Below are 17,539 nucleotides of genomic sequence, written 5' to 3'. Positions count from 1 at the left end.
ATGCGATTTAGCGTCGGTTAGTCGCGTGGGCGGTTTGCGTGGGTGAGCGACGCAAGACTTGCAAGTCAAAGAAAATAGGAGTCCAATTATGGCAGCTCGTTGCGCAGTATGTGGCAAGGGACCGCAAACCGGTTTCAGCGTTTCACATTCGCACATCCGCAATAAGCGCACCTTCCGCCCGAACCTTCAGCCGGTTCGCACCACCATTGATGGCGAAAATGTTCGCCTTCGTGTGTGCGTAAAATGCATTAAGGCAGGCAAGGTTCAGCGCGTTGAGGCGTGAATCGCGTGTTAGATGTAAGGCCCTGAGCAGTGCTCGGGGCTTTTTTGTTCGCGCTTAGACCGCGCGAACGATTTCCCTTACTTGTTGTTGCGCGAGGTTTGAGTATTTCTCTCCTCGCAAGTCCCGTCGCTACGCTCCTCTTTTATTGCTCGTATAGAAATACATCAAACCTTCTGAATATCTAAAACTTTTGCGTATATCTTAATCACCGAGATTCTCGATTTTTCTTCTTCATTCGATGAATCACCATCAAAGATGCTGAGGTTCATCTCATTCAGTGCGAAAAATCTCGAATCTCCACCTCACTTGCGCTCCGACCTACCTTTTCGCTTAAATCGTAGCGCAACGATTATAATCGAAGTATGGCAGCACGCATAACACTAAACACAGCAATATCATCAATCGTAAGCAATAAGAGACGCGTGTCTGCTTTAAAATCACTAGGCGTAATCACAGTAAAAGACGCGCTAACATACTACCCGTTTAGAGTCACAAATCCGCTAAAACGCGCGCATTTAAGCCAAATTTTGCCAGGTCAAGAAGTAGCGTTCTCAGCGACAATACAATCTATAAACATAGTGCAAATGGCAGCGCGACGAGGATATCGGCTAGAAGTAAACGTGGCGCAAGATGCGGCACAAGCACAGATTGTGTATTTTTCAAAGAACAGACAATACGTGCAATGGGTTAGTGGCAGAATTGCAGTAGGACAAACCGTTGTTGTAGGAGGCACAAGCGGCGAGTTCAATGGGAGACTACAGTTTACACATCCGCAGATTCTAACTGTTCGAGCAAAGAGTGCTGAAAGCGATGATTCTGCTTATAATACTGATGCGCGCATGCAAAGCAGCGATGATTTTGCTGTGCAAAGTGTAGAAGATGGGATTGAAAAACTTTGCGCGCCACAACCGATTTACCACGCAAATTCGAGAATATCTAGTGAACATATTCACGAGACGATTTTAGGATTATTGCGACTTTTTAAGACTTGCGATTCTGGCGATCCTAATGTTCCCGATACAGATATTCTTTCAGATGTTTTGCCAGACGTTCTGCCACAATTCGTCATAAACAGTAAAAACCTAATGCACCGCGCGGCAGCATTCGAATCAATCCACAATCCACAAAACAAAAACGACTTTGAAAACGCAATACACACAATGCGCTACGAAGAAGCATTCATATCACAAATAGCAGTTTTGCAATCACGCAAAAAATCAGGGGAAAATAAGGCATACACGTGCGAAAACAGCGAGCTAAGAAAACACTTTGAAGAAAGCCTACCATTCGAGCTAACAGAAGGACAAAAAAACGTTATTAGCGAAATAACAGCAGATATGCAAGGCGAATCGCAAGCAACCAGCGAATCGTTATTAAAACCAATGCGTCGTCTTTTGCAAGGAGAAGTCGGCTCTGGAAAAACAATAGTAGCGATGAGCGCAATGCTACAAGCCGTAGGATCAGGACACCAAGCGGTACTAATAGCCCCAACACAAGTATTAGCATCACAGCACGCCACAAACCTACAACAGATGATTGAGCGTGCAGGGATAAACGTTGAAATAACGCTCATAACAGGCGGAATGAAGCTAGCCAGCAGACGAAGTGCACTAGCAAAAGTAGCAAGTGGAGAGCCAGAGATTATTGTGGCAACGCACGCAGCTTTCTCCGCAAGCTTTAAACCAACAAACCTAGCGCTGGTGATAATCGACGAACAGCACAGATTTGGCGTAGAACAACGAGACACACTATTACACAAGATAAGCGGAAACGCGGTTCCACACTTGTTAGTCATGACAGCCACACCAATACCGCGATCCGCAGCAATGACATGGTTTGGAGACCTAGACGCATCCTATTTAACAGAGCTTCCAGGCGGACGCAAACCAATCCGCACTTTTGTAATAAACGAAGAAGACTCGCACAAGATGGCATCCATGTTCTACCACATTCGCTCTAGAATCGATGCAGGAGAGCGAGCATACGTTGTATGTGCTCGAATAGACAGTGAAGACAGTGAAGAAAACAACGATAATACTTACAATACTTACAATAATGCTGATGCGATCTACCAAGAGACCCAAGACTCATACACTCTAAATTCACAAAATTCACAAAATACACAAATTGCTCAGCGAGAAGTACACACAGTTTTACAAATATCGAAACGCTTACAAAACCTACCACAATTCAAAGGCGTAGAATTCGCACAACTAACAGGTCGTACAAGCGACGAAGAAAAACGCGAAATAATGCACAAATTCGACAGTGGACAAGTACAAATCCTAGTTTCCACAACGGTTATAGAAGTAGGAGTAGACGTAGCAAAAGCCAGTTGTATAGTGATTTTCGACGCAGACCGCTTCGGACTAGCACAACTACACCAGCTCAGAGGACGAGTGGGACGTTCAGGCACACAATCCTGGGCTTTCCTAGTGTCAAACGCACCAAACAACCAGTTAGCAGCTGAACGTTTACAAGTAGTAGAAAACTCGTTAGACGGCGCCATAATAGCCCAAAAAGACCTAGAATTAAGAAACGTTGGAGACGTTCTAGGAGACAGTCAGTCAGGTGGAAAATCCAGTCTAAAACTATTACGAGTAGTAAAAGACGCAAAAATCATTGCAGAAGCAAGAGAGGACGCAAACACGCTACTAGAACACGACCCGACCCTACTAGAACATCCACAAACCGCTGGAGAAGTTTTAGACTTTACACAAGGTAGCAGCACAGCAATACTAAGCAATTAGATTAATGAAATAAGATTCATGAAACACAAATTGCCCAAGTAGTTTTGTACAAAAATCGCTTTTAATAGGCTAAAGCACTATTAAAAGCGGCTGATAACGATTAAGCACCCAGGCGCCAAATAAAAAAAATAAACGCCAAATAAAAAAATAATATAATAAAAAATAATATATTTTCACAATAAACGTGCGAAAAAAACAATTTTTGAATATCCTAGATATATAGAAAGGTAAAATCGCGAGAGATGAGGCAAAGATGACTGAGCGCGAACAACAAATTCTATCGTGGATTCAACAGAACCCTATGATTAGTCAGCAAGAACTTGCAGACCTAGCAGGAATAACAAGATCAGGCGTAGCTGCACACATTTCCAATCTTATTCGCAAAGGATACCTTAGAGGAAAAGGATATATAGTCACACCACCTAGCTACGTAACAGTAATAGGCGGAATAAGTATGGACGTTCTGGGAATCGCGTGCGGAGACCTAATGGACTACACTTCAAACGCTGCAAAAGTACGATACGCGCTAGGCGGAGTCGGACGAAACATAGCCGTGGCACTAGAAAGAATGAACACACGAGTAAGCCTAGTATCCGTGTACGGCGGCGACCACAACGGAGAATTATTCAAAGTCGACGCGTCTGTAAACGGATTAGAAATAGGATACTCAAAGCAGCTACCAGACGCAATGACAGCATCATACATGTATGTAGGAGACGCATCGGGGCAAAGGCTTTTAGCACTAGACGATATGAGCATCTACGATTACATGACACCAGACTTCTTGCGCGAAAGAATATCGATAATAGAAAACGCAGACATAGTTGCACTAGACACCAACATTTCACAAAAATCCTTCGAATGGGTGTGCGACAACTATCACAGACCAATAATGGTGCGCGCAATAACCGACGCAAAAGCTCCACGAATACTTTCCAGACTACACTGCATAGACACACTCATATTAGACACAGCCGAATCGCAGGCGTTAACAGGCATTTGTGCGGTAGACGAAAAATCTGCAGTAAGATGCGCTAAGGTATTGCTAAAACGCGGAGTTGGACATGTGTTTGTTAACTCGGGGCGCGAGGGAGTAGCGTATGGCGTAGCGGACGAGGGAGTAGCGTTCTATCCCGTACCGCTAAAACGTGTACAAAGAATGATTGTTGCGCGCGGAAACGGTGGAGAAGGCGTGCGCGCGGTTGGCAACGACAATGGATCAAGCGATGCTGCTACAGCGGCGTTGATCTACGCTAGGTATAATCATTTTGATAACACAAAGACAGGGCGATTCGCTGTAGCCGCCGCAGCTCTTAACACGGAATCGGTAGAAGCTGTGCACGAGTCGATGACTCCAGAGCTTGTAATGGAGAGAATGGAAAACATTCACGAGCGCGTGTAAATACCGAATCTCTACCTTGCTTGTCGTATTGTATTCAACCTATGTAGTGCGATTGTACCGGTTTTACGGCGTGTCGTGGTACAAACGCACTACAAAGTCGTGAGAATTTCCGTTTTTTATATAAAAAGACCGCAGCTAAAAAACTGCGGTCTTAGTTTATTCTGTTATTTTCTGGTGATTGATTAGTGAATCACTCGCAATCTTCTGGCTTAGGAATCAAGAACGAGCATGCAAACGCCAAAGCAAGTAGCACGATTCCAGCAACCATCGAAGCAATATATCCAGCTGATGCTCCAGCAGATTGTACAAAATTAGTCATAACAGCGTAAAGAATCGCAAAGCTCAAGCCTGCACCAAGATTAAACGCGCCAGCATTCATTCCAGGCAAATATCCAGGATTATCCTTTGGCGAAAGCACAATTCCAAGACCGTTAAGCATAATGTTTGCAACGCCAGCATAACTTATACCAAGCCACAAAGAAAGCACTACAAGCGCCCAAACAGAAGGCGAGGCTGCAACATAAATTCCAAATACCACGCCAAGAACGCTCACAAGAATTCCAGCACGCAGCACCAGACGATACCCGAACTTTGCAGCAAGCATACCCGCAACAGGTCCAAACACGAAGCCGATGATTGCGTAAGGGGTAAGAGTTGCGAAGCTTACGATGTCCGCACCCATTCCAGCGCCAGCCTTAGCGTCTTGAGCTAGCTGTGGAACAACGCCGTTCATAATTGCAAATACGCCAGTCATAGTAAGAAGTGTGCAAGAAAGCAAGCCCCAAGTGCGACGCTGACTCATATATTTTGTAGAAACAAGAGGAGCAGAGTTTTTGCCCTCTACGTTCCAGAACACTACAAAGAATACTGCTGCAAGAATCACAAGACCTGCTACAAGACTCAAATTAGCGCCAGCAAGTTTACCAATCTCGTTGATAGCAAGATATGCTGCTAGGAATGCTATGCCAAGGGTTACAACTCCAACCCAATCCATCTTTGGAGTATCTTGAGCATGGGATTCTTCAGCATAGAAAGCAACCAAAAGAACAGCGATTATACCAATGGCTGCCATAGTCCAGAATACGGATCTAAAGCCAAAGTTTCCTGCAAGCCAGCCGCCAAGAAGCGCATCAACGCCTGCAATACCGCCGTTCACAGAAGTCAGAATTGCCATTAGCTTTGCGTAGCGTTTTTCTTCGCTAACGCGCACGCGAAGCATAATCAAGCACATTGGCACAACTGGTCCGCTTGCTCCTTGAAGGATTCGTCCAATCATAAGAACTGTTACGTTTGGCGCAATAGCACTCACTGCACAACCCAAAATAGTGGAGATTAAAATCCCAGTAAGAACCTTTTTTCGTCCAACAAGATCAGCTAAACGCGGCAAGAACAGCGAGAATAATGCTGCTGCAGTAAAGAATACTGTTTGCGTTAAGGCGATTTGAGAATCCGTTGTTTTAAGCTCGCGAGTCATTGTTGCTAGAGCTGGAGAAAGCATAGATGCGTTAAGCTGGAATGCGAAAATCGCGACAAGCAGCGCTACCATAAGCGCTACGATTGATCGTCCACCCTTATCCAGCATAGATGGTTTTTTAGATGAAACCTCAGTCATAATTAACCTCTATTTTCAATTACCTCAATTATTTCAATTCTTTTAAAGCGTCAATAATCAAATCCCAGAACTTGTTAAAGTCGAGTTTAGTTGCCACTTGAGTATGGCACTTGTCAGCCGATGGCTCTGGTCCACGCAAATCTGCTACCGTCATGCCAAGCGTCAAATCTCCCTTAATCTCAACGTCTACAGGGCATCTACGAGTTTGTACAACGCTGTGATCTATCAAATATGCAACCGTGCAAGGATCGTGAACTGGTGGGTCGATAAAATCCTGGTTGTTCTTGTATGCCTTACGGAAGAAGTCCATCAATCCGCTTGCAAAAGCAGAAAGAGGCGTACCGATAGCGTCAATCCTAGCTTGTACTTCTGGAGTGCAAAGTGCCTGATGAGTTAAATCAAGACCAACCATTGTAATAGGCCAATCTTCATTAAACACAACGTGAGCGGCTTCAGGATCTACCTTAATGTTAAACTCTGCAACTGCGCTCCAATTGCCAACGTGATAGCCGCCGCCCATGAGAACGACTTCCTTAACTCGGCTAACGATTCGTGGCTCTAAGCGAACTGCCATAGCGATGTTTGTAAGAGGTCCAGTTGGTACAAGTGTGATCGTGCCTGGCTCATGACTCATTATTGTGTCAATAATCCAGTTTACTGCGTGTCCCTCATCTAAAGGACGAGTCGGCTCTGGCAAAGTCACTCCATCCAGGCCGGTTTCTCCGTGAACAGCAGCAGCAACTTCTAGAGGACGGATCATTGGGCGGTCGCAGCCTGCGTGCACAGGGATATTTGTAGCATGTGCCATTTCTAGCGTTGCTCGCGCATTGTAAGTCACCTTTTCTAGGCTCTGATTTCCGCCGACTGTTGTTACACCAAGCAAATCAATGTTTGGATTGCCAAGCGCTAGCAGAATAGCCATAGCGTCGTCATGACCTGGATCGCAATCTAGAATGATTGTGGTCATTTTAGCTCCTTAGTTGTTTAATTATATGTCAGTTGTAGTTGGGATTTATATATTTTATGCTTAGGCTTTTTAGCAAACTTCATTGTTTAGCGTAGTTTGGGATAAATCGTCAGAAACCTGTGCTAAGCAACATTTGTTTATATAAATAAACAAATGACCGTTCCAAGTATATCAATAACAAAATTCGACACAAGTCTAAATAATTTAAAATGATATGCTTGAAACATGCACGTAATTGCAGGAAGATTTAAAGGCACACAATTATGCGCCGCAAAGTCATGTACAAGACCAACAACAGATCGCACAAAAGAGGCGATTTTTTCTAGGCTCGACTCATGGGGAGTATGCGATGGCGCTCGCGTACTCGACTTATTCGCTGGAACCGCGGCGTTAGGCATAGAAGCGATTTCTAGGGGCGCAAAAGAACTCGTGTGCGTAGAGGCGAACGCTGCTGCGGCGGCGTTAATAACAAAAACTGTTAAAGTACTACAAAGTCAAGGCGCGTGGAGTGAAGATTTAAGCGCTCGCGTAAATAAAAGACGCGCAGAGCAGTTCGTACAAGACTACAGCGGCGAAGCTTTCGATTTGGTGTTTGTAGATCCGCCGTACGCATTAGAGACAGAGCAAGTTGAGCTTTTGATTGAGAATATGGTTAGTAGGGGCGTTGTAAGTGCCGCAGCTGACACGCTTATTGTTTTAGAGCGTAGCGCGCGCAGTGTTGCGCCTAAGATTTGTGCTGGGTGGGAGATTTTCGACACGCGCAACTATGGCGAAACTATCGTAATGTTCATTCAAGCTACGCGCTTTGACTGAGCTTGAAATTGCATAACGCATTTCAAGCTCCTTCAAAGCGTGATTTGGCTCAAATGTAAAGTCCAGTGGACTTTACATGCCAAATCAGCCGAACGGCTACTAATAGCCGTTCGGAATAGCGCAGCTAACCTGCGTGCGAATCGACGACTTCGAGCTGCATAACGCGCGAGAAGTCACCTCGATTCGCTGAGCCGCTTAAACGTAAAGTCCAGTGGACTTTACGTGCGGCGAAGGCGTGAGCGCGATGTAACGCGCGAGCGTAGAAACACCCAGCCCTCACGCAACATCAAACAAGAAACCGCGCTAGCGCAGCTAAATTTTACACGCGTTTTGGTGAATCGCCAGAAACCTCCCACCCAAGGCTAATCAGAGTTTTTCTATCCTGCTTACTAAGCGATTTGCAATCAAGTTTCTCAATCAAATCTGGTCTAATCTGGCTCGTGCGCGCTAGTGCATCATCTCTGCGGAATCGATCCACTTTAGCGTGGTCGCCCGAAGTAAGAATCGCAGGCACGCTAATGTCGCGCCAAGTTGTGGGACGAGTGTATTGGTGATGCTCAAGAATCGCATCCGCGCCAGTGTACGACTCTTCAACAATCGACTCTGGGTTACCCATAAAGCCTGGAATCAAGCGCGTAATGGCCTCTAGCATAACGCTAACAGCCACTTCGCCGCCGTTAAGAACGTAGTCGCCAATGGAATATTCGCGCACATCTACTCCGCGCGATTTATAGTATTCTGGGATTCGCGCGTCATAGCCTTCATAGCGTCCGCACCCAAATACGAGTCGCTTTGCGCTTGCTAATTGTGTAGCGTCTTTTTGCGAAAACAGTGGGGCAGAAGGGTTTGGGAAGATTAGAACTGTGCCGTTATCGTCATTATCGGCGTCATCTCCATTATAAAGCAGCTCATCAAGGCATTCCGCCCACACTTCTGGCTTCATAACCATTCCAGCGCCGCCACCAACTGGCGTATCATCAACCGATTGATGAACGTCATGCGTCCATTTTCTAAGATTATACGCGTTGATTTTAAGCAAGCCATTATCTTGCGCTTTACCAAGCAAGCTCAGATCTAGCATGCGAAAATATTCAGGGAACACGGAGATTATGTCGATTTGCATTTTATAAAGCCTTTAAGCTTAAATCATGTGTTTTAGATTCCTGGGATTAATCCACCTGGAGGATCTAAAGTTAAATATTTTTCTTTAAGATTAACTTCTGGAACCAGTGCTTGAACGAAAGGCACTAGCGCAGTTTTATCATCGCCAACAGGAGTTGAAAGTCGGATTTTAAGCAATGATTGAGCACCATCAATAACGTCTACGACTTTGCCGATTTCACGCGGCGCAACTCCAAGTGAATTATTCTCACAAATGCGCGCGCTAAGACCCACCAAATCCTTAATATACCAAGCATTTTCTTGCTCTAACTCTTGCGCGCTTTGAGCCTTAGTGTAAAGCTCCAAGCCGTTTAAGGCCTCTGCATCGTTGCGATTTAGACTTTGTTCAAAAAGCAAAATCCAACGGCTTTTAAACGTTCGCGCAGACTCGATTGTAAACTCGCGCTCGCCGTCTTGCGTGTAAAGCACATTGCCTGCTTTAAAGCGCTCATAAGGTTCGTCGGTAAAAATTTGGACAGTGACTTCGCCTTTTAGTCCTTGCGCTTTTCCAATACGACAAACCCTCAGTAGGTTGTTTGAACCTTGCTGAGGGTCGTCAAAAAGTTGGTTTTTAGCCACGTTCAATCTCACTTACGTACGTCCATAATGTCTACGCGAACGTTGTGGCGGCTTAAAGCCTGTACAACAACACGAATGGCATTAGCGGTACGACCGTTTCTTCCAATAACTCTACCGATGTCTTCTGGATTTACGCGCACGCGCAAGAGTTCGCCGCGAGCGTTTTCGTGAGAACGCACGGACACGTCATCTGGAAAATCAACGATGTTTTTAATGAGATGTTCCACAGCTTGAGCCAGCATAATTACTCAGCCTTTTCCTCGGCTTCAGCATCTGCTGCTGGAGCTTCTTCAGCTTCGTTCTTAGCGGCTTCTGCAGCAGCCTGAGCCTTTGCAGCGGCTTCGGACTTAGCAGCCTTAAGCTTCTGAGCTTCGGCTTCTACAGCCTCAACGCGAGCCTGTGCGTCTGGACCAGCTTCGCCAGTCTTCAAAGTGCCTTCTGCACCTTCAAGACCCTTGAACTTCTGCCAATCGCCAGTAATCTTTAGCAGCTTCAACACTGGTTCGGTTGGCTGTGCGCCAACGCCAAGCCAGTACTGTGCGCGGTCAGACTTAATCTGAATCAAAGATGGCTGCTTGTTTGGATCGTAGATGCCGATCTCTTCGATGGACTTGCCGTTACGCTTGTTGCGTGAATCAGAAATTACAACGCGATAGAAGGCGTAGAACTTCTTGCCCAATCTCTTAAGACGAATCTTGGTTGCCAAAATGGCTCTCCTTATAACTAGAGTCGTAGAATTTCGCTCGGGTGTGGGGCACTCCTTGCGAGTTCCACTGTTCCTCGCGTGGTCGATAAGAGGGCTTCGATTCACGCGAATAACTTTTCTATTATGGCTGATTGTGTGGACTATGCATTTTGCTAATAATGTACGTAATTTGTGTCGATTTTGGTACAAAGTCAAGCGAAGATGTGAGCGGATTTTCCTTGTTTACTGTTGCTGAGGGCTGGGTGTTTCTGCGCTCGCGCGGATTAGCCGCGCTCACGTCTTCGCCGCATGTAAAGTCCACTGGACTTTACATTTAAGCGGCTCAGCGAATCGAGGTGACTTCTCGCGCGCTATGCAGCTCGAAGTCGTCGATTCGCACAACGCTCTGCCTCTTACGTGTAGTCTGTTGTTGCGGTTGTTCCGATTTGGCTTTGATTTTGTTTTTGGGTTGAAGTTTGTTTGTAGTGGCGGCTCATTGGATTATTTGGTATCGGCTGCCGCTCTTATATTGTTCGACCAAGAATCACCCAGCCCTCTTACATGCTTGAACAATTGCGTATAGCTTAATCGCCTGAGATTCTCGATTTTTCTTGCTCTCTCGGCGAGTCACCACCTTCGGCGCTGAGGCTCGCCTCTTTCGCTGCGAAAAATCTCGAATCTCTACCTGACTTAGTGGGGTATTGTATGCAAAGAGCATAGTTATTCGCGTGAAGAAGCGCTTTGACTGAGCTTGAAATTGCATAACGCATTTCAAGCTCCTTCAAAGCGTGATTTGGCTCAAGCATAAAGTCCAGTGGACTTTATGTGCCAAATCAGCCGAGCGGCTACTAATAGCCGTGAGGAATAGAGCTAGATGTGGATTGAAACGCAAACGATTAACGCAAAGTGGTCGCTTCCATCCACGCGAATCGCGCGTTGCTCTGTGGCTTTAGCTGTGCATCCTGTTGATTTTACTAGCACATGGTCAAGTGCAAGATTCGGCCATTTTTGCCACGTTGGCCAAGTCTTTAGTCGCTTGCCGATTTGCATTGATGAGTCTAAAAAGCCTGATTTTAGTAGCGCTCTAAAGCTTGGGTGGTCTGGAGTGGAGTTTAAGTCTCCGCCGATTATTGTGACTTTTTTGACGTCTTTGACGTTGTTTTCATTATGATTTTCTCCGATTTTTGCAAGAGCCATTATTCCGCTGCTCCAAGCAGCACATCCGCGCATAGGTGACTTTGGATGCGCCGAAGCGAATGTTATTAAAAGATTTTCCGCGGATGAGTCGCAAGTAACCGCCGTAACAATTGGCACGTTTGCTGCATCAATCTTAATAGACTTACCAAAAGATTTAACATTGCTTAGTCGCGTATAAATCGCGTTAAAGCCGCCATTTTCATGTCCGTTCGCGCTTCCCAATTGCACATGCGCAAAATCGTGTTTAATCCCAAGTTTTTCAAGGTTTTTTACAAGTTTTTTGCTTACTTCTTGTAAAAGAATCGTATCGATTTTATGCGTTTTTGCTAACTTTATTATTTGACTTGCGTTTGCGCGACCATATCTGCAATTAAGCGTCATAACGCGGATTTCTCTCGATTTTTCTAGTGATAATTCTAGTGATGATTCTGGCGATTTTTCCTGTTTTATTCGCAGCAATCTTACTGCTAAATACGGCGTATACGATTTTAAAGAGATTACGAATAACAGCGTATATGCTACGCACAAAAATAAATAAGATTTATAAAATTCATTTTGCGATCGTGTTGCAACTGCAGCCACAGCGCTGGCGACTAGCCCAAGCGCAGCGCAAAACGGCGCAATTGGAAGCAATGCAATAACATATGGCAGTGGCTTTAGTCTATCCGCTCCAGCTGGCAGCCACCTAAGTAGCTGCCAAGCTAGAAGCAAAACAAGTGCAACAAGTAAAATCGCAAGTAAAATAGCGTAAATCATCTACTGATTATTCGTATTATATGGTTATCTGCGTTCTTCACATTATCTGCATTATCTGCCGAAAAGACCTGCGAGTCCGCCGCCCAAATTAGGCGGTAAATCAGGCATTTCGTCAGCAAAGTCGCCTTCGCCACTCATAAGATTTTGAAGATTTTCTGGCAAATTATTAGGCAAATCCTGCTTCTTCTTCATAAAAGCAGACTCGCCATTCGCGTCATCATTTGCACTATTCGCAGAAGAATTTCCAGACAAGCGTTCTCTAAGCGCGCGCTCCTCGGCCTCGCGACGCATAGGATTACCAGACTTTCCACCCTTTTTCTTGCTCTTCTTGTCTTTACGCTTCGACTTTCCGCCAGGACCGCCAAACCCAGGCATTCCGCCCATTCCTGGCATTCCTGCGCCGCCGCCATTGCTCATGCGCTTCATCATTTTAGCTGCTTGCTCAAAGCGTTGCAAAAGCGCATTCACTGCAGAAACTGGAACGCCTGCGCCAGCTGCGATGCGCGCGCGCCTAGAACCATCAATAATCTTGGTGTCTTTGCGCTCTTTAGGCGTCATCGAACGAATAATCGCCTCTGTGCGGTCTATCTCGCGGTCGTCAAACTGTTCAAGTTCCTGCCTGTGCGCTGCCATTCCAGGCATCATACCAAGAATCTTCTTCATAGAACCAAGCTTTTTAACCTGCTGAAGCTGATCCAAAAAGTCGTCTAGTCCAAAAGTTCCTTCAGATATTTTAGCGGCAGCTTTTCGAGACTCTTCCTCGTCGAACTGCTTTTGCGCATTCTCAATAAGCGTTAGAATATCGCCCATGTCGAGGATTCTTGAAGCCATTCTATCTGGATGGAAAATCTCAAAATCCTTCAAACCTTCGCCAGTAGAAGCGAACAAAATCGGCTTTCCTGTAACGCTTGCAACAGATAATGCAGCGCCGCCTCGTGCATCGCCATCTAACTTAGAAAGAACAACGCCCGTAAAGTCAACGCCCTCGTTAAACGCTTGAGCGGTGCGAACAGCGTCCTGACCAATCATGGCGTCTATAACAAACAGAATTTCTTGCGGATTAACAGCATCGCGAATTTCGCGCGCCTGCTGCATAAGAGCATCGTCCACGCCAAGGCGACCAGCGGTATCGATAATAACCGTGTCGTACATTTTTGCGCGCGCGTAGTCAATGGAATCTCGCGCAACTTTAACAGGGTCTCCAGTGGCTAAACCAGCCGAAACAACTTCGCTACCGCCGTCACTTTGCACGCCTCTCTCTGGCGCAAAAATCGCCACACCTGCACGCTCTGCAACAACTTCAAGCTGCGTAACAGCGTTAGGACGTTGCAAATCCGCCGCAACAAGCAAAGGCGTATGACCCGAATCCTTAAGCCAGTAGCCCAACTTTCCAGCGAGTGTTGTTTTACCAGCGCCTTGCAAACCAGCAAGCATGATTACAGTTGGTGGATATTTTGCAAAGTTCAGCGGTCTATCAACGCCTGAACCCAAAACGTTTGTAAGCTCGTCGTTTACAATTCGCACAACTTGCTGAGCAGGATTCAGCGCGCTAGAAACTTCCTCGCCTAGTGCGCGCTCGCGAATTTTAGCGGTAAATGATCGCACAACATCTAGAGCTACGTCTGCGTCTAAAAGCGCACGGCGAATTTCACGAATCGTGCCGTCGATGTCTGCGTCGGATAATTTCCCTTTTCTGCGCAAGTGTTTGAATGCGCCAGAAAGTCTTTCTGTTAACGAACTAAATGCTGCCATAATTGCTCTATTCTACAGGTTGTTTGGAATGTTTTGTTGTATTGCTTTTTATTATGTTTACATTGCTTTTGCTTAAGACAAATGCCACGATGACCCTTGTGCGCAATCTTCGATTACAACGCCAGCAGCGGTTAAAGAGTCACGAATCGCGTCTGCGCGTGCAAAATCCTTAGCTGCGCGTGCAATCGCCCTTTGTTCAAGCTGATTTGCAATCAAAGATTCAAGAACCTTATGCTCCGCGCTTGCGCCATTATTCGCACCTAAATCTTGCGATTTTTGCGAAAGATTGCGCCATTGTGGAGAGTAAGGGTCTAGTCCAAGAGTGTCTAGCATTGCGCGAACTTGCAAAACACAAGTCCTAATAAGGCTTTTAATGCCGTTGCTTTGATTTTCGTTTTGATTTTGCGCATAGTCATCCAAAAGCGCGTTACCAGAGCGAATCGCAGTAAAAATCGCAGCCAGTGCGCCCGAAACGTTAATATCGTCGTTCATAGCTTTAGTAAAATCTTCTGGAAGATTATCTGCATCAATGCTTTGAACTTCCGCATAATCTGGCTGATTTTCGATTACGCGATTTGCGCGCTCGAGGAAGTTAGATATGCGATCATAAGCAGATTGTGCCTCGTTCAGAGACTGATCTGACCACTCAAGCATTGCGCGATATTGCACGCCGCCTAGCGCGTATCGCACAACCCACGCGGATTTTTGAGCCAAAACAGATGGAACAGAAAGACCGTTTCCAAGTGATTTGCTCATTTTTTCGCCTTTAGATGTAACCCACGCGGAGTGCATCCACACGTTTGCGCTTTTCCATCCAGCAGCAAGTGTTTGCGCCATCTCGTTTTCGTGGTGTGGGAAGCGCAAGTCAAGTCCGCCGCCGTGAATGTCGAAAGCATCGCCAAGATAGCGGTGGCTCATTGCCGAGCATTCAATGTGCCAACCTGGGCGTCCTGCTCCAAACGGCGTGTTCCAGCGCGCGTCTTTTTGGTCAAAATCGCAAGGTGCTTTCCAAAGTGCAAAATCGCGAGCATCGTGCTTATCTGGGCTTGCGTCAGCAGGGTCAACTGGATTGTATTTGTCGGCTTTGTCGTCGCTATTACTGCCGTCTGAATTACCATTTTGATGCGTTAGCGCGCCGTAATCTTGCCAACTTGGCACACTAAAATACACGTTTCCAGTAGGATTTCCATTTGCGTCTGTTATTGCGTATGCATGACCGCGATCAATAAGGCGTTGTATAAGCTCCACCATATCGTTTATGTGACCAGTTGCGCGCGGTTCCACTGTTGGCGGCATAACGCCAAGAGTGTCGTAAGCTTTAGTGAACTCGCGCTCGTAAATGTAGGCGCGCTGCCACCATGTTTGGCCATTTTCGCTAGCTTTTTTGATGATTTTATCGTCAATATCTGTAACATTTCTAACAAAAGTAACGTTGTAGCCAAGGCGCAAAAGCCATCGGCGAACAACGTCGAAGGCGATTGCGGCGCGAATATGACCTATATGAGGCGAGCTTTGCACGGTTGCGCCGCACACGTACATGCCAACGTGGCCAGGAGTAACGGTTGTAAACTCGCTAGTGTTGTGCGTTGCCGTGTTATATAGGCGCAATCGTGCCGCTGCTGCTGTAAGAGTTCTGTTCGTATTTTCAAGCATAATCTCAATTATATGTTTAGCTAATAACTCACGCGTTAAGCTCGAGGTTGTCGATTCGAGTATTTGTTGCGATTATGACTTATGCTTGTATAAACATGAGTCGCAATCAACAAAGCGCGATTTGTACGAAAGGGATGCAATGACGTTTTCAAATGATTCAAAGTATAGCGAAGATCCAAACGCTGCTAATTTGAACGCTGTTATGGAAGACGATTCACAAAGCCTCCCAGATTCTGGGTCTAGCACAAGCACGAGCGTACTTGAAAAGCCAGAGGTAGATGAATCAGCGCGAATGGACGATGGTGGTGATGCAGACCGCTTTGCACACTACGTTTCCAAGGATCGCGTAATCGAATCGCGACTAACTGGCCGCCCAGTTGTAGCACTGTGCGGGAAAGTATGGATTCCAAAGCGCGAAGCTAATGACTACCCTGTTTGCCCAGAGTGCAAAAAAATCTACGAAGAGATGAACAATCTGGGCTTTTAGCCTAAAACGTTGATTTCTGTAGGAATCGCAGGGTCGCCACGCATAAGACTTTGAGCAGAAATCGGAAGTCTGCTAAGTGCTTTAGCACAATAGTCCTGTGCGCGCATGATCGCGTCATGACCCATAAACTCTGTATTAAATTCTCCATTTTGCACGTAGTCAACTAGCAAATCTTCCCAAGAATCTTGCGGCTTAAAATCAGCGAGCGCACTCTCCGAGCCAGAAATTACATGCTCACAATCGGCTACGCCATTGCTAGCCACGCCACCATTCACATCGACGCTAAAATCGTAGGAACGGTACGCAAGCTTACGCCCTGGAACAGTTGCCTTATTCTTAGACTTCTTAGCAACAGGTTGCATAACTCCATCCGCGCCTTCACGTTCTGTGAGTTTATAAACCATTGCGCAAGTAGGCGCGCCCGAACCCGTAACAAGCATTGTTCCAATGCCGTAGGAATCAACTGGTGCATTTTGCAAAGACGCAAGCGCATACTCGTCCAAATCGTTCGTAACCGTGATTTTAGTATTTTTAGCACCCAATGCGTCGAGCTGTGCGCGAACGCGACGAGCCATAACGCACAAATCGCCCGAATCAATGCGCACACCACCAAGATCCGCACCAGCAACTTGCACGGCGGTTTTAACAGCTTCTTCTACGTTGTACGTGTCTACAAGCAATGTTGTGCCTTTTCCGAGTGCTGCAATTTGTGACTCAAAGGCATTGCGCTCCGAATCGTGCACAAGCGTAAAGCAATGCGCGGCCGTTCCAATCGCCTTAAGCCCGTAAAGCTTTGCCGCAAGCAGGTTTGCCGTGCCTTTAAAACCGCCGATTACCGCCGCGCGAGAAGCAGCCACAGCCGACCACTCGTTTGTACGCCTGCCACCCATATCCATGCACGGCCTTCCAGCAGACGCGGAAACCATGCGTGCGGCGGCGCTCGCCACTGCGCAATCGTAGTTAAGCACGGAAAGTAGCAACGTTTCTAGCAACGTGCACTCGCCAAAAGTGCCTTCAACTTGCAAAATCGGCGAATCTGGGAAGAACATTTCACCTTCTCTGTAACCGCGTATTTTGCCGCTAAAATGGTAGTTTTCTAGCCATTTAATGGTGTCTTTACTAACGATTTTGCGGTCTTGCAAAAATCGCAAGTCATCGTCGCTAAAGTGGAATCGCGCTAGCTCCTCTAGGATTCTGCCTGTGCCTGCTACCACTCCGTAACGTCGGCCTTGAGGAAGGTGTCGCGTAAAAATCTCAAAAACGCATTTGCGGTCTGCTGTGCCGTCTTTTAGTGCTGCGTCGAGCATTGTGTACTCGTACATGTCTGTCATGAGTACGGAAGAGTTTGTGTAAGACTTTACTTCGGACTTTGCTTCAGACTTTGAGAAATCAAAAGAATCAAGCATTTTCAATCCTTTCTTGCGATTTTAATAATCAAACTT

General features: G+C 46.2%; 15 protein-coding genes. 5 read left to right on the top strand and 10 right to left on the bottom strand.

The genetic code is table 11. The features are described from left to right. Window positions 1-88: 88 nt before the first annotated feature. The 3 genes from rpmB to ABVC65_RS00420 all read left to right on the top strand — a co-directional run bounded on the left by rpmB (window position 89) and on the right by ABVC65_RS00420 (window position 4,435). Window positions 89-283: a 50S ribosomal protein L28 gene (gene rpmB, locus ABVC65_RS00430; RefSeq protein WP_004105392.1), complete on the top strand. Its 195-nt coding sequence runs from the start codon at window positions 89-91 to the stop codon at window positions 281-283. Window positions 284-645: 362 nt separating this feature from the next. After that, window positions 646-3,033 carry an ATP-dependent DNA helicase RecG gene (locus ABVC65_RS00425; protein ID WP_353582318.1) on the top strand — a complete coding sequence of 796 codons (2,388 nt, stop codon included), beginning with the start codon at window positions 646-648 and terminating at the stop codon, window positions 3,031-3,033. Window positions 3,034-3,286: 253 nt separating this feature from the next. Next, entirely contained in the window at window positions 3,287-4,435 is a 1,149-nt protein-coding gene (locus ABVC65_RS00420; RefSeq protein ID WP_101886566.1) for a PfkB family carbohydrate kinase, read from the top strand. Between the two features lie 190 nt (window positions 4,436-4,625). Here ABVC65_RS00420 and ABVC65_RS00415 read toward each other — a convergent pair whose 3' ends face one another. Together ABVC65_RS00415 and ABVC65_RS00410 are read right to left on the bottom strand one after the other, a co-directional pair. Then, complete coding sequence (locus ABVC65_RS00415) at window positions 4,626-6,047, bottom strand: MFS transporter (RefSeq protein WP_353582317.1); 1,422 nt, start codon at window positions 6,045-6,047, stop codon at window positions 4,626-4,628. A gap of 28 nt (window positions 6,048-6,075) precedes the next feature. Further along, complete coding sequence (locus ABVC65_RS00410) at window positions 6,076-7,014, bottom strand: nucleoside hydrolase (protein ID WP_004113476.1); 939 nt, start codon at window positions 7,012-7,014, stop codon at window positions 6,076-6,078. Between the two features lie 225 nt (window positions 7,015-7,239). Between ABVC65_RS00410 and ABVC65_RS00405 the strand changes: the two genes are divergently transcribed. Continuing rightward, on the top strand, window positions 7,240-7,827 hold the full coding sequence (locus ABVC65_RS00405; protein WP_353582316.1) for an RsmD family RNA methyltransferase: 588 nt from the start codon (window positions 7,240-7,242) through the stop codon (window positions 7,825-7,827). Window positions 7,828-8,146: 319 nt separating this feature from the next. Here ABVC65_RS00405 and trmD read toward each other — a convergent pair whose 3' ends face one another. From trmD to cysS, 7 genes are all read right to left on the bottom strand, one after another. Beyond that, entirely contained in the window at window positions 8,147-8,950 is an 804-nt protein-coding gene (gene trmD, locus ABVC65_RS00400) for a tRNA (guanosine(37)-N1)-methyltransferase TrmD (RefSeq protein WP_353582315.1), read from the bottom strand. Window positions 8,951-8,982: 32 nt separating this feature from the next. Beyond that, entirely contained in the window at window positions 8,983-9,567 is a 585-nt protein-coding gene (rimM, locus tag ABVC65_RS00395) for a ribosome maturation factor RimM (protein ID WP_004114567.1), read from the bottom strand. 8 nt (window positions 9,568-9,575) lie between these two features. Next, window positions 9,576-9,809, bottom strand: coding sequence for an RNA-binding protein (locus tag ABVC65_RS00390; RefSeq protein WP_004113470.1), 234 nt, complete (start codon window positions 9,807-9,809; stop codon window positions 9,576-9,578). A gap of 2 nt (window positions 9,810-9,811) precedes the next feature. Beyond that, on the bottom strand, window positions 9,812-10,273 hold the full coding sequence (gene rpsP / locus ABVC65_RS00385; RefSeq protein ID WP_004114571.1) for a 30S ribosomal protein S16: 462 nt from the start codon (window positions 10,271-10,273) through the stop codon (window positions 9,812-9,814). 849 nt (window positions 10,274-11,122) lie between these two features. Then, window positions 11,123-12,205, bottom strand: coding sequence for an endonuclease/exonuclease/phosphatase family protein (locus ABVC65_RS00380; protein WP_353582314.1), 1,083 nt, complete (start codon window positions 12,203-12,205; stop codon window positions 11,123-11,125). 51 nt (window positions 12,206-12,256) lie between these two features. Next, window positions 12,257-13,957: a signal recognition particle protein gene (ffh, locus tag ABVC65_RS00375; RefSeq protein ID WP_004117337.1), complete on the bottom strand. Its 1,701-nt coding sequence runs from the start codon at window positions 13,955-13,957 to the stop codon at window positions 12,257-12,259. Between the two features lie 72 nt (window positions 13,958-14,029). Then, on the bottom strand, window positions 14,030-15,610 hold the full coding sequence (gene cysS, locus ABVC65_RS00370) for a cysteine--tRNA ligase (RefSeq protein WP_353582313.1): 1,581 nt from the start codon (window positions 15,608-15,610) through the stop codon (window positions 14,030-14,032). Between the two features lie 139 nt (window positions 15,611-15,749). On the opposite strand from cysS, the gene ABVC65_RS00365 reads away from it, so the two are divergent. After that, entirely contained in the window at window positions 15,750-16,097 is a 348-nt protein-coding gene (locus ABVC65_RS00365) for a DUF3039 domain-containing protein (RefSeq protein ID WP_004113460.1), read from the top strand. Here the strand turns inward: ABVC65_RS00365 and ABVC65_RS00360 are convergent. Further along, window positions 16,094-17,503 carry a nicotinate phosphoribosyltransferase gene (locus tag ABVC65_RS00360; RefSeq protein WP_353582312.1) on the bottom strand — a complete coding sequence of 470 codons (1,410 nt, stop codon included), beginning with the start codon at window positions 17,501-17,503 and terminating at the stop codon, window positions 16,094-16,096. The two genes, ABVC65_RS00365 and ABVC65_RS00360, sit on opposite strands and share 4 nt — an antisense overlap. Window positions 17,504-17,539 lie beyond the last annotated feature (36 nt).

The organism is Gardnerella vaginalis (assembly GCF_040427915.1).
Lineage (GTDB): Bacteria > Actinomycetota > Actinomycetes > Actinomycetales > Bifidobacteriaceae > Bifidobacterium > Bifidobacterium vaginale_C.
Note: the sequence above shows the minus strand (reverse complement) of the source record. Positions and strands in the feature narration are given on the sequence as shown.

Coding starts and splice junctions, on each gene's coding strand:
- ffh (WP_004117337.1), bottom strand. CDS start 13,957: ATGGCAGCATTTAGTTCGTTAACAGAAAGACTTTCTGGCGCATTCAAA.
- ABVC65_RS00360 (WP_353582312.1), bottom strand. CDS start 17,503: ATGCTTGATTCTTTTGATTTCTCAAAGTCTGAAGCAAAGTCCGAAGTA.
- ABVC65_RS00420 (WP_101886566.1), top strand. CDS start 3,287: ATGACTGAGCGCGAACAACAAATTCTATCGTGGATTCAACAGAACCCT.
- rpmB (WP_004105392.1), top strand. CDS start 89: ATGGCAGCTCGTTGCGCAGTATGTGGCAAGGGACCGCAAACCGGTTTC.
- ABVC65_RS00425 (WP_353582318.1), top strand. CDS start 646: ATGGCAGCACGCATAACACTAAACACAGCAATATCATCAATCGTAAGC.
- cysS (WP_353582313.1), bottom strand. CDS start 15,610: ATGCTTGAAAATACGAACAGAACTCTTACAGCAGCAGCGGCACGATTG.
- ABVC65_RS00390 (WP_004113470.1), bottom strand. CDS start 9,809: ATGCTGGCTCAAGCTGTGGAACATCTCATTAAAAACATCGTTGATTTT.
- ABVC65_RS00380 (WP_353582314.1), bottom strand. CDS start 12,205: ATGATTTACGCTATTTTACTTGCGATTTTACTTGTTGCACTTGTTTTG.
- trmD (WP_353582315.1), bottom strand. CDS start 8,950: ATGCAAATCGACATAATCTCCGTGTTCCCTGAATATTTTCGCATGCTA.
- ABVC65_RS00410 (WP_004113476.1), bottom strand. CDS start 7,014: ATGACCACAATCATTCTAGATTGCGATCCAGGTCATGACGACGCTATG.
- ABVC65_RS00405 (WP_353582316.1), top strand. CDS start 7,240: ATGCACGTAATTGCAGGAAGATTTAAAGGCACACAATTATGCGCCGCA.
- ABVC65_RS00365 (WP_004113460.1), top strand. CDS start 15,750: ATGACGTTTTCAAATGATTCAAAGTATAGCGAAGATCCAAACGCTGCT.
- ABVC65_RS00415 (WP_353582317.1), bottom strand. CDS start 6,047: ATGACTGAGGTTTCATCTAAAAAACCATCTATGCTGGATAAGGGTGGA.